This window comes from Erythrobacter oryzae, assembly GCF_030271515.1.
In the GTDB taxonomy this organism is placed as follows: Bacteria; Pseudomonadota; Alphaproteobacteria; order Sphingomonadales; family Sphingomonadaceae; genus Erythrobacter; species Erythrobacter oryzae.
Map to the genome: position 1 here is coordinate 684,875 of NZ_JASCXI010000001.1, position 12,739 is coordinate 697,613.

General features: G+C 67.5%; 12 protein-coding genes. 3 read left to right on the forward strand and 9 right to left on the reverse strand.

The window, feature by feature from the left end; all coding sequences use genetic code 11:
• Positions 1-58 precede the first annotated feature (58 nt).
• The 4 genes from PFX90_RS03400 to PFX90_RS03415 form a co-directional block, all read right to left on the reverse strand.
• Positions 59-844: an enoyl-CoA hydratase-related protein gene (locus tag PFX90_RS03400; RefSeq protein ID WP_285710591.1), complete on the reverse strand. Its 786-nt coding sequence runs from the start codon at positions 842-844 to the stop codon at positions 59-61.
• A gap of 87 nt (positions 845-931) precedes the next feature.
• On the reverse strand, positions 932-1,384 hold the full coding sequence (gene mce / locus PFX90_RS03405) for a methylmalonyl-CoA epimerase (protein WP_285710593.1): 453 nt from the start codon (positions 1,382-1,384) through the stop codon (positions 932-934).
• Positions 1,381-1,731 (reverse strand): hypothetical protein, encoded by a 351-nt coding sequence (locus tag PFX90_RS03410; RefSeq protein WP_285710596.1) that lies wholly within the window; start codon positions 1,729-1,731, stop codon positions 1,381-1,383. The genes mce and PFX90_RS03410 overlap by 4 nt, the downstream gene beginning before the upstream one ends.
• Before the next feature lie 17 nt (positions 1,732-1,748).
• Positions 1,749-3,281, reverse strand: a complete 1,533-nt coding sequence (locus PFX90_RS03415) for an acyl-CoA carboxylase subunit beta (protein ID WP_285710599.1) — start codon at positions 3,279-3,281, stop codon at positions 1,749-1,751.
• A gap of 103 nt (positions 3,282-3,384) precedes the next feature.
• Between PFX90_RS03415 and PFX90_RS03420 the strand changes: the two genes are divergently transcribed.
• Positions 3,385-4,491, forward strand: a complete 1,107-nt coding sequence (locus tag PFX90_RS03420) for an NAD(P)/FAD-dependent oxidoreductase (protein WP_285710601.1) — start codon at positions 3,385-3,387, stop codon at positions 4,489-4,491.
• Here PFX90_RS03420 and PFX90_RS03425 read toward each other — a convergent pair.
• The 5 genes from PFX90_RS03425 to pgi all read right to left on the reverse strand — a co-directional run bounded on the left by PFX90_RS03425 (position 4,488) and on the right by pgi (position 11,126).
• Positions 4,488-5,210, reverse strand: a complete 723-nt coding sequence (locus PFX90_RS03425; RefSeq protein WP_285710603.1) for an SDR family oxidoreductase — start codon at positions 5,208-5,210, stop codon at positions 4,488-4,490. The two genes, PFX90_RS03420 and PFX90_RS03425, sit on opposite strands and share 4 nt — an antisense overlap.
• A gap of 1 nt (position 5,211) precedes the next feature.
• Positions 5,212-6,234: an NAD-dependent epimerase/dehydratase family protein gene (locus tag PFX90_RS03430; RefSeq protein WP_285710607.1), complete on the reverse strand. Its 1,023-nt coding sequence runs from the start codon at positions 6,232-6,234 to the stop codon at positions 5,212-5,214.
• A gap of 60 nt (positions 6,235-6,294) precedes the next feature.
• The gene (gorA, locus tag PFX90_RS03435; protein WP_285710610.1) at positions 6,295-7,647 is read right to left on the reverse strand and encodes a glutathione-disulfide reductase; all 1,353 of its coding nucleotides are present in this window, start codon (positions 7,645-7,647) and stop codon (positions 6,295-6,297) included.
• Between the two features lie 107 nt (positions 7,648-7,754).
• Positions 7,755-9,335 (reverse strand): DEAD/DEAH box helicase, encoded by a 1,581-nt coding sequence (locus tag PFX90_RS03440; RefSeq protein WP_285710612.1) that lies wholly within the window; start codon positions 9,333-9,335, stop codon positions 7,755-7,757.
• A 246-nt stretch (positions 9,336-9,581) separates the two neighbouring features.
• The gene (gene pgi / locus PFX90_RS03445; RefSeq protein WP_285710614.1) at positions 9,582-11,126 is read right to left on the reverse strand and encodes a glucose-6-phosphate isomerase; all 1,545 of its coding nucleotides are present in this window, start codon (positions 11,124-11,126) and stop codon (positions 9,582-9,584) included.
• A gap of 49 nt (positions 11,127-11,175) precedes the next feature.
• Between pgi and lepB the strand changes: the two genes are divergently transcribed.
• Both lepB and rnc read left to right on the forward strand, forming a co-directional pair.
• Positions 11,176-12,015: a signal peptidase I gene (lepB, locus tag PFX90_RS03450; protein WP_285710617.1), complete on the forward strand. Its 840-nt coding sequence runs from the start codon at positions 11,176-11,178 to the stop codon at positions 12,013-12,015.
• Positions 12,012-12,698 (forward strand): ribonuclease III, encoded by a 687-nt coding sequence (rnc, locus tag PFX90_RS03455; protein ID WP_285710619.1) that lies wholly within the window; start codon positions 12,012-12,014, stop codon positions 12,696-12,698. The genes lepB and rnc overlap by 4 nt, the downstream gene beginning before the upstream one ends.
• The last annotated feature ends 41 nt before the right edge of the window (positions 12,699-12,739 follow it).

The window sequence follows — 12,739 nt, forward strand, 5'->3', positions numbered from 1 at the left end:
GGAGGTTCGAATGGCACGATGGACCCTGAAACAAGTTCAGGGTGACGAAGGGGGGCGATTACTCCCCCTTGAACTCGGCCTTGCGCTTCTGGAGGAAGGCCATGCCGCCCTCCATCGCGTCCTTGGTCGCGCCCGCGATGCGCTGGCCCTCGGCCTCGGCGAGCAGCACCATCTGGAGGTTCTGATCGAGCGCCGTGGCGATATTGCGCTTCATCGTGGCGTAGGCCACCGTCGGGCCGTTGGCGAGCTTCTCGGCCAGCGCGCGGGCTTCGGTCATCAGGTCGGCGTCCTCGACGCATTTGTAGACGAGGCCCCATTCCTCGGCCTGTTCACCTGAGATCTTCTCGCCCAGCATCATCATCCGCGTCGCGCGCGCGCGGCCGATGGCGCGGGTGAGCAGCCAGGTCGAGCCGCCATCGGGGACCAGGCCGATATTGACGAAGGCCTGAAGGAAATACGCGCTCTTGGCGGCGATGGTGAAGTCCGCCGCCAGCGCGAGCGAGCAGCCCACCCCCGCCGCCGGACCGTTGACCGCGCAGATCACCGGCACGCTCGCGCGCACCACCTGGCTGATCGCGGGGTTGTAGTGGTTGATGAGCGCCTCGTGGCTCCCGCCCTTGCCGCCGAGCGCCGAGCCGCTCCCGCGCGCCGACAAATCCGCGCCCGAGCAGAAGCCCTTGCCCTCGCCGGTGATCAGCACCGCGCGCGCGTCGCCGAGGTCGTAGAACGCCTGCCCCAACTCGTCCGCCATCTTGGGCGGCATGGCATTGAGGCGCTCGGGGCGGTTGAGGGTGATGGTGAGCAGCGGGCCGTCACGTTCGACGCGGATGGTTTCGTAGGACATTCTTCTCTCCATTTCGTCGTCCCGGACTGGATCCGGGACCGCTTGCCGCAAGCGACCCCGGCTCGGCGGCCGGGGTGACGGATTAAACTAGTTCGACCAGTGCGTGCCCTCGTTGGGCGTCTCCATGATCTCGGTAAGCATGCCGCCCATGTCCTTGGGATGGACGAAAAAGATAGGGGTGCCGTGCGCGCCGATGCGGGTGGGGCCGAGGATGCGCTTGCCGAGCGCCTCGAAATCGCTGCGCGCCTCGGCGATGTCGGGAACCTCGAAGCACAGGTGATGCTGCCCGCCCAAGGGGTTCTTGGCGAGGAAGCCTGCAAGCGTGGAGTTCTCCCCCAGCGGCTCGATCAGCTCGATCTGGGTGCCGTTCAGCGCGCCATCCGCGCCGGGCGTGTCGACGAAGCAGACCTTCACGCCCTGCTCTTCAAGGTCGAAGGGTGTGTGGATTTTCGTCGCGCCCATGACGTCGCGGTAGAAGGCAATGCTGTCGGCGATGGAGGGCGTGGCGATGCCGATGTGGTTGAGGCGTCCGAGTTTCATAGTTCATCCAAACCGTGGCTTATCCTGAATTGTTCGATGGTTTTCTGAACGCCTGCATATCCGTCGGGACCCAATATTGCGGCAAATTCAGCGTCCCAATCTCGCGACGGTTCAAATGGGATATCGTGCGGGCCGTGGTCCATCCACTTCTCCAACGCCCTGGCATCCGTCTCCAGATATGTTGAGAGTAAGGCCGCCTGCTGTTCGAGGCCTACCGTCCGAAACGCAGCTACCCATTTCGCGAGTTCGGCTTCATCCGCTTGCGTAACGGCTGTCCAGAAGCTCTCTACATAAAGGCCGTCAGCGCCGTTGTACGCGTATTCGTAAGCATCGGCAAAATCAGACATGGCAGTTCGCTCCCCAGTTAAAGAGGGATATTGTCATGCTTCTTCCACGGGTTCTCGAGGCTCTTCGTCCGCAGCTTCCTTAGCCCCAGCGCGATCCGGCGGCGGGTCGAGTGGGGGTGGATCACCTCGTCGATATAGCCGCGCTGCGCTGCCACGAAGGGGTTGGCGAAGCGGTCTTCGTATTCCTTCGTCCGCTCGGCGATCTTGGCGGGGTCGTCCTTTTCGGAGCGGAAGATGATCTCCACCGCGCCCTTGGCGCCCATCACCGCGATTTCGGCGGTGGGCCAGGCGTAGTTCAAATCGCCGCGCAGGTGCTTGGAGGCCATCACGTCATAGGCCCCGCCGTAAGCCTTGCGGGTGATGACGGTGATCTTGGGCACGGTCGCCTCGGCATAGGCGAAGAGCAGCTTGGCGCCGTGCTTGATGATCCCGCCCAGCTCCTGCGCGGTGCCGGGGAGGAAGCCGGGGACGTCGACGAAGGTGATGATCGGGATCTCGAAGGCATCGCAGAAGCGCACGAAGCGCGCGGCTTTCTTCGAGGAATTGATGTCGAGCACGCCTGCGAGCACCATCGGCTGGTTCGCCACCAGCCCCACGGTGCGGCCTTCCACGCGGCCAAACCCGCAGATGATGTTCCCTGCATGGGCCGGCTGAATTTCAAAAAAGTCGCCCTCGTCCAGCACCTTGGTGATGACTTCGTGCATGTCATAGGGCTGGTTGGCGTTGTCGGGGATCAGCGTGTCGAGGCTGTTCTCCAGCCGGTCCCACGGGTCGCTCGTGGGGAGCGTCGGCCCTTCCTCGCGGTTGGAGAGCGGGAGGAAGTCGAAGAAGCGGCGGGTGGCGAGCAGGGCTTCGACATCGTTTTCGTAAGCCAAGTCGGCAACGGAGGTCTTGGTGGTGTGGGTGATCGCCCCGCCCAGCTCTTCCTGCGTCACGACCTCGTTGGTGACGGTCTTCACCACGTCGGGGCCGGTGACGAACATGTAGCTCGAATCCTTCACCATGAAGATGAAGTCGGTCATGGCCGGGCTGTAGACCGCCCCGCCCGCACACGGCCCCATGATGAGGCTGATCTGGGGGACCACGCCGCTCGCCAGCACATTGCGCTGGAACACCTCGGCATAGCCGCCGAGGCTCGCGACGCCCTCCTGTATGCGCGCCCCGCCCGAATCGTTGAGGCCGATGACGGGCGCGCCGACCTTCATCGCGGTGTCCATCACCTTGCAGATCTTCTCGGCATGACGCTTGGAGAGCGAGCCGCCGAAAACCGTAAAGTCCTGCGAGAAGACGAACACCAGCCGGCCGTTGATCGTGCCGCTCCCGGTCACCACTCCGTCGCCGGGGATCTTCTGCGTCTCCATCCCGAAATCGATGCAGTCATGTTCGACATAGGCGTCGACTTCCTCGAAGCTGCCCTCGTCGAGCAGCACGTCGAGCCGCTCGCGCGCGGTCAGTTTGCCCTTGGCGTGCTGGGCGTCGATGCGCTTCTGCCCGCCGCCCAGACGGGCGGCTTCGCGGCGGCGTTCCATTTCGGCGATGTTGGCGGACACGCGGGTTCCTCTCTAGACCGGTCTCTTGCCACAGCGCGTTGCCTTAGGCGCGGCTAGGCGTCAACGTGACAAAAGTGGCGGGACGGGCGAAGGGAGCGGCGTAATGTATGTCTCTGACGTGCTGGTGATCGGCGGCGGGATCGCGGGGCTTTCTGTGGCCGCGCGGATCGCGCCGCATGCAGGGGTGACGGTGCTCGAGGGCGAGAGCGCGCCCGGATACCATGCCTCGGGGCGGAGCGTGGCCTTTGCGCATTACGGCCTCGGCAACGAACCGGTGCGCAGCCTGACAGCGCTGAGCATGGCGGAGCTCGCCGCCCACGCGAGCGTCCACCCCGCGCTCCACATCGCGCATGAGGGTGATATCGCGGCGCTCGATGCGCTGGAAGAGGTACATCGCCAGTATGGCTGCGACTATACCCGCATCGGCCCCGAGGAAGCCCGCGCGCTGATGCCCTGCCTCAAGCCCGAGGCCTGCGCCGCCGCGCTGGTCGATCACGGGTCGCTGAAGCTCGATACCCACGCGATGTTGCAAGCCCATGTGGCCACGATCCGTGGCAATCGCGGGGCGGTGATCCCGGGGGCGCGGGTGGTAGTAATCGGGCGCGAAGGCGACCGCTGGGTCGCGGTCCGGGCCGACGGCACGCGGCACGGCGCGCCGGTGCTGGTCAACGCCGCCGGGGCCTGGGCGGACGAGGTTGCGCGGATGGCGGGCGTCACCCCCATCGGCATCGAACCGCGCCGCCGCACCGTCATCAGCTTCGCCGCCCCTGAGGGCGAGGACGTGAGCCGCTGGCCCTTCACCAAGACCGTCGGCGAAGGCTTCTACCTGCTGCCCGAGGGGCGCGGGCAATTGCTCGCCTCGTCGATGGACCAGACCCCGTCCGAGCCCTGCGATGCGGCGGCCGAGGAACTCGACAAGGCCATCGCGGCCGACCAGGTGGAGCAGGCAACCACGCTCGCCATCCGCCGGATCAGCCACAGTTGGGCGGGGCTCAGGAGCTTCGTCGCCGACGAACTGCCGGTGATCGGAGAAGCGGCGGGCGCGCCCGGGTTTATCTGGTGCGCCGGACAAGGCGGCGCGGGGTTCCAGACCGCCCCTGCCCTCTCTGCCATCGCGGCGGCGGCGGCGCTCGACCAGCCCCTCCCGGAGGATGCGGCGGCGGCGGGGCTTTCCTTCGCGATGTTCAGCCCCGCACGCCTCGCCGCCTAGAACTGCCGCATCACGCTGCGGGCTAAGGCGGGCGAGAGCGAATAGACCGCCCGCAAAACCTTCACCATGCCGACATTGGCCTCGGGCCGGTTGTTCTCGAGCGCCGCGATGATCTGGCGCGCGCATTCCTGCGGCGGCATCTTGGAGGTCTTGCGGTCGGCGGTCATCTGGGTGTCGACCACCGGGGGCAGCGCCTCGATCACGTGGATCGGCTCGCCCGCCAGCTGGGCGCGCAGGGCCATGGTGTAGCTGCGCAGCCCCGCCTTGCTCGCGCAATAGACCGAGGAGGCGGTGTTGGGAGCGATGGCGAGGCCGCTCGTCACGTTGACGATCGCCGCCTCGGGCCGCGTGCGCAGGCGCGGGAGCAGCGCGGTGATCAGCCGCACGGGGGCGGAGAGGTTGGCGTAGAGGCACCCGTCCGCCGCATCGGGATCGGGCAGACCGTTCCTCACATCATGCGGCACGCCCAGCCCTGCGTTGTTGATGAGGATATCGACCGGGCGATCCCCCAGCGCCGCCACCAGCGCATCGACGCCCGCCGCGCTCGACAGGTCGGCGGCGAGGGTCTCGAATCCTTCGCTCTCCATCGCCGCCAGCCGCGCCGGATCGCGTCCGGTGAGCAGCACCTTTGCGCCCTTGGCCTTCAGCTGCCGCGCGATCTCGCGCCCGATGCCTGCGCTGCCGCCAGTCAGCAGCACCGCCTTGCCGTTCACATCCATGTCAGACCTTCACCACCCCGTGCGCGATGAGACTTTCACCGCATTCGGCGATGGTGTCCTCCACGGGCCGCATTGTCCAGCCGAGCCGGTCTTTCGCGTGGGAAGCATCCACATGGCGCACCTTGCCGATCTCGGTCTTGATCCCGCGCACCTCGGGGTTGAACAGGGCGAGGATGCTGACCACCCAGTCGGGCATCGGCTTCGTGGGAGCCTTGCGCGCCCTCTCGCCCAGCCGCGCGCGCAGCACGCCCGCCACTTCGAGCGCGGTGAGGAACTTGCCCGCCCCGAGGAAGCGCTCGCCCGCCAGCCCCGGTGTCTCCAGCGCCAGCACATGCAGCGCGGCGATATCGCGCACGTCGACGATGGGGAAGCCTAGGTTGGGGGCCATCGGCATCGCGCCGCTCTGAAGCTGCTGCACCAGTTCCACCGAGGCCGAGAAGTCCGCGCTTTCGACCGGCCCCAGCACCATGCCGGGATTGACCGAGACGAACTCCAAACCTGCGCCCTCGGCCGCGACCCACTCGCGCGCGGCGCGCTCGGCGAGGGTCTTGGATTTGACATAGGGGTAGGCATCGGGGTGGTCGATGTCGGTCCAGCGGCTCTCGTCGAAGGTGTAGGTGCCGCGGTCGACGCCGTAGACCACCGCAGCGGTCGAGGAGGTCTGGACGAAGCGCTTGACCCCCGCCGCCTTGGCGAAGCGCAGTGCGCGCAGGGTGCCCTCGCGCGCGGGGACGATCAGATCGTCCTCGTGCTTGGGGGCCTGCGCGGGGATCGGCGAGGCGACATGGGCGACATGGGTGCAGCCTGCCACGGCCTCGGCCCAGCCCTTGTCCGACATGAGCTCGACCTCGAACAGCTTGAACGCTGCCGACGAGGGATTGCCGAGCCGCGCGCGCAGGGCCCCCTCGCTCCTGGCGACATTGCGGACGGTGCCGTGCACCGTCCATCCCTTGGCCAGCAATTGCCGGATCAGCTCCCCGGCGATGTAGCCGGTCGCCCCCGTCACCAGAACCGTGCCTGCCATGCGCTCCCCTTTCCGTTACGGATACGGGCCGCTTCTAGCAGATAGGTTTCGCCATGCAACTTATTTGAAGAGCACCAGCTCCTCGGCCATGGTCGGGTGGATCGCGACCGTCGCGTCGAAATCGGCCTTGGTGAGCTTCGCCTTCACCGCGATCGCGGCAGCCTGCATGATCTCGGGCGCTTCGGGGCCGATCATGTGGATGCCGACGATCCGGTCGTTCGCGGCATCGACGATCATCTTGTAGAGGCTGCGCTCATTGCGGCCCGCCACCACGTTCTTCATCGGGCGGAAGTCGGACTGGTAGACCTTGATGTTGCCGAGGCTGTTGCGCGCCTCGCTCTCGGTCATGCCGACCGCAGCGATGGGCGGGTGGCTGAACACCGCGCTGGGGACACAAGAGTGGTCGACGGCATAGGTCTCGCCCGGGCCGAAGACGGAGTCGGCAAAGGCCTGCCCCTCGCGAATCGCCACGGGGGTGAGCTGCACCCGGTCGGTCACGTCGCCCACGGCATAGATGTGATCGACACTGGTCTTGCTGAAGGCATCGACCACGATCTCGCCCTTCTTGCCGAGTTCGACCCCCACCGTCTCGAGCCCCAGACCCTCGGTATTGGGCACGCGGCCCGTCGCGACCATCACCGCGTCATATTCGCACGGATCCTGCCCGGTGAGTTTGACCAGCAGGCTGCCGTCATCCTGCTTTTCGATGCTCTCGAATTCGGTGTTGAACAGGAAGCCGATGCCCTTGACCATCGAGATCTGGAGCAGCCGGTCGCGCAGGGACGCGTCATAACTGCGCAGGATTGTGTCCGAGCGGTTGGCGATCGTCACCTTGCAGCCGAACTCGTTGAAGATGCCGGCGAACTCGTTGGCGATGTAGCCCCCGCCCGCGATCAGGATGCGGCGCGGGAGCGCTTCGAGATGGAACGCCTCGTTCGAGGTGATGACATGCTCGCTGCCGGGAAACTCCGGCACCAGCGGGCGCGCGCCGGTGGCGACGAGGATGTATTTCGCGGTGACGGTCTTGCCGCTGGCAAGGGTAATCTCGTGCGGGCCGGTGATCATGGCGCGCTCGGCGAAGATCGTGACATTGTGGTTGCCGAGGGTCTGGCCGTAGAGCCCCTCGAGCCGCGTCACGTCGTTCTGCACGTGATCGCGCAGCGCCGCCCAGTCGAAGCGCTTGCCCTCGATGGTCCAGCCGAAATGCTGCGCATCGACGAGATCCTCGGCGAAGTGGGCGCCGTAGACGAGCATCTTCTTGGGCACGCAGCCGCGGATCACGCAGGTGCCGCCGACGCGGTATTCCTCGGCGACGGCGACCTTCGCGCCGTGGGCGGCGGCGACGCGGCTCGCGCGCACTCCGCCCGAGCCTGCGCCGATGGTGAAGAGGTCGTAGTCGTATTCGTCAGCCATGGCGCCGCTCCCGTCTTGTCGGGAGCGCATATGGGCGAAGGCCCCGGTGGCGGCAACCACCGGGGCCCGAAATGCTGTATTTCAGACAAAAGCTCGGGAGGCGCGGATCAGCCCTGCGCGGCGCGCGGACGCCCGCCACCACCGCCGCCGCGACCGCGGCCGCCGCGACGATTGCCGCCACCGTTACCGCCACCGCCATGGCCCTGTCCCTGCCCTTGCGGACGGCCACCGCCCGGACGACCGCCCGGCCCGGCCTTGGCCGAAGGCTGGCGGCGGTCACCCTGCGGCCGCTGTTCGCCCTGTGGCTGCGGACGACGCTCGCCGCGCGGGGCATCGGCATGGCGACGCTCGCCGCCACCGGCACGGTCGTGCTGCGGACGGCCCTGCGGCTTGCCCTGCTGCGGGCGACGCTCGCCACCTTCGCGGCGCTCGCCGCGCTGTTCGCCCTGCGGCTTCCTCTGCCCGAGCGGACGGGCCTGCACGCGCTTCATCGGCTGACGCGGCGCAGGCTTTTCCGGCCCCTCGCCTTCCACCACCGCGCGGAAGTTGTCGGGGAGCGGCAGGCGCTCGAGTTCCGCGCCCGTCACCTTGCGGATGTCCTTGAGATAGGCGCGTTCGTCCTCGGCGCAGAAGGCGATGGCGATTCCGTCACGCCCCGCGCGCGCGGTGCGGCCGATGCGGTGGACGTACTGCTCGGGCACGTTGGGCAGCTCGTAATTGATCACGTGGCTCACGCCCGGAATGTCGATCCCGCGCGCGGCAACATCGGTCGCGATCAGAATCGGCACGCGGGCCTTGCGGAATTCGTCGAGCGCACGTTGGCGCTGCGGCTGCGACTTGTTGCCGTGGATCGCGTTCGCCTCGATGCCCGATTGCGAGAGCTTCTTCACCACCCGGTCCGCGCCGTGCTTGGTGCGGGTGAAGATCAGGATACGCTCGAACTCGCCCGGCACCTGATGGCGGCGCTGGAGGATCATCTGGAGCAGCGAGAGCTTCTCGTCCTGCTGGACCATGAAGAGATACTGGTCGATCCGCTCAGCGGTGGTGCTCTCGGGGGTGACCGAGACCTGCACGGGGTTGGTGCAGAAGCCGCTCACCAGCTCCTTGATCGCCTTGGGCATGGTGGCGCTGAAGAACAGCGTCTGGCGCTCCTTGGGGGCGAGTTCGCGGATCTTCCTCAGCGCATGGATGAAGCCGAGGTCGAGCATCTGGTCCGCCTCGTCGAGCACGAGGATTTCGATGCCCGCAAGGTTGAACGCCTTCTGGTCAACGAGATCGAGCAGGCGCCCCGGGGTCGCCACCAGAATATCTGTGCCGCGGTGAAGCTTGTTGCGATCCTTGCCGACGCTTGTGCCGCCGACGATGCACTGCACCTTGAGGCCCGCGAGCGCGCCGTAATCCTTGGCGCTGTCGGCGATCTGCACCGCGAGTTCGCGGGTCGGCGCCAGCACCAGCATGCGGCAGGACTTGAACGGGATCGGCTTGTCCGCCTCGCGCAGCCGGTCGATGCTGGGGAGCATGAAGGCCGCGGTCTTGCCGGTGCCGGTCTGCGCGATCCCGAGCAGGTCGCGGCCCTTGAGCACGGCGGGGATCGCCTGTTCCTGGATCGGGGTCGGCGTGTTGTAGCCCTTCATGTCGAGGGCCTGAAGCACGGGCTGCGACAGCCCGAGATCAGCGAAAGTGGTCATGGTGTTATAACTCGCAAATATGCTGCGACGCGCGCTGGGCCGCCCCGGACGAACAATCGTCCACGAGGCACGCCACGCGCGGCGCGGGGGTTGAAACCGCCCGCGTGAAAAGGGAAGTCTTGGGGTAGAACCGAGGCGCGGCCGGGGCGGACATTTTCTTATGGGTCCGCCGCTTCACGCATGGCTAGCGCGCTTCGATGGGGGGCATGTGGGGGAGAGGGCGCGAAAAGTCAATCGAATACGCGATCACCCCAATCCTGCCGCCGCCATCAGCGCTTTGGTCGAGGGGTCGAAATCCCCCTCCCCGCTCTCGATCTGCTTGGCGATCGCCTTGCCGAGCTCGACCCCGAACTGGTCGAAGGGATTGATCCCCATCAAGACCGCGTTCGCAAAGGTGCGCTGTTCGTGGAAGGCGATCAGCGCGCCCAGCGCCGCCGCGTCGCAATCGTCGAGGAGGAAGGTGGTCGAGGGCCGGTCGCCGACATAGGCGCGCGCGGGGTCGTCCGAGGTCTTGCCCGCCATCAGCGCCGCGCCCTGGGCGAGGCAGTTCATCAGCAGGATGCGGTGATGCGCCGGGTCGAGATCGTCGCCGGGCGCGATGCTGGCGATGAAGTCCACGGGGATCAGGTGCGTGCCCTGATGGAGCAGCTGGAACACCGCGTGCTGCGCGTCCGTCCCCACCCCGCCCCAGGTGATCGGCGCCGTCGGACCGTCCACAGGCTTGCCCTCGGCCGTCACGCTCTTGCCGTTCGATTCCATCTCGAGCTGCTGGAGATAGTCGGGCAGCAGCGCGAGGCGTTCGTCATAGGCGAAGACCGCGCGGGTCTGGCAGCCGCGAAGGCGCGTGTAATACTGGTCGGCGAAGGCCGCGAGAAGCGGGGCGTTGGCGCGGCCCTCGGTGGCGCGGAAGTGGTCGTCGACCGCCTTCGCCCCGGCGAGCATCTGGCGGAATTCGTCCATCCCGATGGCGAGCGCGATCGGAAAGCCGATGCTCGAGAACAGCGAATAACGCCCGCCGACGCTCTCGGGGAACGGCAGGATGCGGGTCTCGTCCACCCCCCATTCGACCGCCTTGTCGGGCGCGGCGGTCAGCGCGACCACGCGCCCGCCCGGGTCCTCGACCCCGTTGTCGGCGAGCCACTTCAGCGCGCTCGCCGCGTTGGTCATGGTCTCGATGGTGGTAAAGGTTTTCGAAGCGACCGCGATCAGCGTCGTCTCGGGGTCGCAGGCGCGGAATGCCTGTTCCAAGGCGAGGCCGTCGATGTTCGAGACGACATGGACGTCGACCAGCGCCAGATCGCGGGTCAGCGCGTCAATCGCCAGCGCGGGGCCCAGCGCCGAGCCGCCGATGCCGATGGCGATGCAGTGGCGGACCTCGCCCAGCGCGCCCTCGTGGATCGCCTCGACCAGCATGCCCATTCTAGCGAGTAGCGCCTCGGCCTCCTCGACCGCCGCCGGGGTGCCGCTGCCGCGCAGCGCGCCGTGGGTGGCGGCGCGGCCCTCGGTCGGGTTGACGATCCCGCCGCCGAACAGCTTTTCGCGCGCGGCGGCGAAGCCGGCGACCTCGGCCAGTGCTTCGAAGGCAGTCAGCGCCTCGTCCGACAAATGGGTCTTGGAAAAGTCGATCCGCATCCCCGCCTCGACGCTGCTGCCGGGCTCGACGGGCCATGCGATCCGGCGGGTCAGCGCCTCGTGGCGCGCCGGGTCGGCGGCGAACAGCTCAGCCAGCGTGGCATGCGGCTTCCCACGCAAAGCCGCCCATGCCGCTGCCGTGTTGCCCGTTCCGCCCATCTGTGTTCCCCTTTGCGCAAGTGTGCCGCTGCGGGTAAGGGCATGGGCGATGGATGTTAAGACCCAATCGCTCGGAGACGCGCCGCCCGCCGCAGCCGGTGCCCGGACGGGCGATGGCTGGGGTAGCTTCGCGTGGTTCTGCGTCAAGCTGTTGCTGCTGGTGCTGGCCTTCCGGGTATTCGTATTCTCGCCCTTCTCGATCCCCTCGGAATCGATGCTTCCGCGGCTGATGAACGGCGATTATCTGCTGGCGGCCAAGTGGCCCTACGGCATCTCGCGCCACTCGCTGCCCTTCGACCTCGCGCTGCCCGGGGGGCGGCTGCTGCCGGGCACCCCGGAGCGCGGCGACATCGTGATCTTCAAGCACCCGATCGATAGCCGCGACTACATCAAGCGCGTGATCGGCGTGCCGGGCGACCGGGTCGCGGTGGTCGACGGGCAGGTCGTGCTGAACGGGCAGCGGGTGGCGCGCGTCCCCGCCCCCGACGTGCTCGTCCCGCTCTCGCCCAACACCGGCTGCGCCTGGGGCGGCGAGACCGAGCCTGCCGCGGACGGCACGGGCGAAGTGTGCCGCTACAAGGCTTTTCGCGAGACTCTGCCGAACGGGCGCAGCTATGTGACGCTCGATTTCGGCCCGTGGTCGGCCGACGCTTTTTCCGAGCGGGTCGTGCCCCCCGGCACCCTGTTCGTGATGGGCGACAACCGCGACAGCTCGATGGACAGCCGCTTCCCCGCCTCCGCGGGCGAGGGCGTGGGCTTCGTTGCGCAGGACCTGCTGGTGGGCCGCGCGGCAGTGATCGTGTGGTCGACCGACGGCAGCGCCGACTGGCTCAACCCCGTCTCGTGGTTCTCGGCCGCGCGCTGGGGCCGGATCGGGGACACGCTGTGACCGGCGCGCTCCTCCCCGAAACCCGCGCATGGCTCGAAGAACAGGGCTTCGCCCCCGGGGCCGATGCGACCTGGCTGGAAGCGCTGACCCACGGCAGCTTCAACGGCTCGGGCGCCGAGGCGACCGACTACCAACGCCTTGAATTTCTTGGGGATCGCGTCCTCGGCCTGTCGGTCGCCGCGTGGCTGTTCCGCGCCGGCGACGCGCCGGAGGGCCGCCTCTCGCAGCGCCTCAACGCGCTCGTCAGCGGGGCGACCTGCGCGCGGATCGCCCGCGGCATCGGCCTGCCCCAGCACATCCGCCTCGGCAAGCAGGCGCGCGACGATGGCGGGGCGGACAGCGACAAGATTCTCGGCGACGTTATGGAGGCGCTGATCGGTGCCTGCTTCATCACTCACGGCTTCGACGCGGCGCAGGCGCTGATCTACCGCTTGTGGGCGCACGAGCTCGAAGGCGATGTCGGCAAGGCCAAGCATCCCAAGAGCGCGCTGCAGGAATGGGCCGCGGGCAACCGCCGCATGGCCCCGCTCTACGAAGTCACCGACCGCTCGGGCCCCGATCACGCCGCGCGCTTCACCGTGCGGGTCACGATCAAGAACGTCGGCAGTGCCGAGGCGACCGCGACCAGCAAGAGCGAGGCCGAAAAGCTCGCCGCCAAGGCGTTCCTCGAGCAGTTCGGGTGATTTTGTTCTCTAAATGTTTCACGTGAAACAATGGCAGCGAT

Excerpts from the sequence above, each read along its gene's own strand:
- PFX90_RS03400 (WP_285710591.1), bottom strand. The coding sequence starts at position 844 with ATGTCCTACGAAACCATCCGCGTCGAACGTGACGGCCCGCTGCTCACC.
- mce (WP_285710593.1), bottom strand. The coding sequence starts at position 1,384 with ATGAAACTCGGACGCCTCAACCACATCGGCATCGCCACGCCCTCCATC.
- PFX90_RS03410 (WP_285710596.1), bottom strand. The coding sequence starts at position 1,731 with ATGTCTGATTTTGCCGATGCTTACGAATACGCGTACAACGGCGCTGAC.
- PFX90_RS03420 (WP_285710601.1), top strand. The coding sequence starts at position 3,385 with ATGTATGTCTCTGACGTGCTGGTGATCGGCGGCGGGATCGCGGGGCTT.
- PFX90_RS03425 (WP_285710603.1), bottom strand. The coding sequence starts at position 5,210 with ATGGATGTGAACGGCAAGGCGGTGCTGCTGACTGGCGGCAGCGCAGGC.
- PFX90_RS03430 (WP_285710607.1), bottom strand. The coding sequence starts at position 6,234 with ATGGCAGGCACGGTTCTGGTGACGGGGGCGACCGGCTACATCGCCGGG.
- gorA (WP_285710610.1), bottom strand. The coding sequence starts at position 7,647 with ATGGCTGACGAATACGACTACGACCTCTTCACCATCGGCGCAGGCTCG.
- PFX90_RS03440 (WP_285710612.1), bottom strand. The coding sequence starts at position 9,335 with ATGACCACTTTCGCTGATCTCGGGCTGTCGCAGCCCGTGCTTCAGGCC.
- pgi (WP_285710614.1), bottom strand. The coding sequence starts at position 11,126 with ATGGGCGGAACGGGCAACACGGCAGCGGCATGGGCGGCTTTGCGTGGG.
- lepB (WP_285710617.1), top strand. The coding sequence starts at position 11,176 with ATGGATGTTAAGACCCAATCGCTCGGAGACGCGCCGCCCGCCGCAGCC.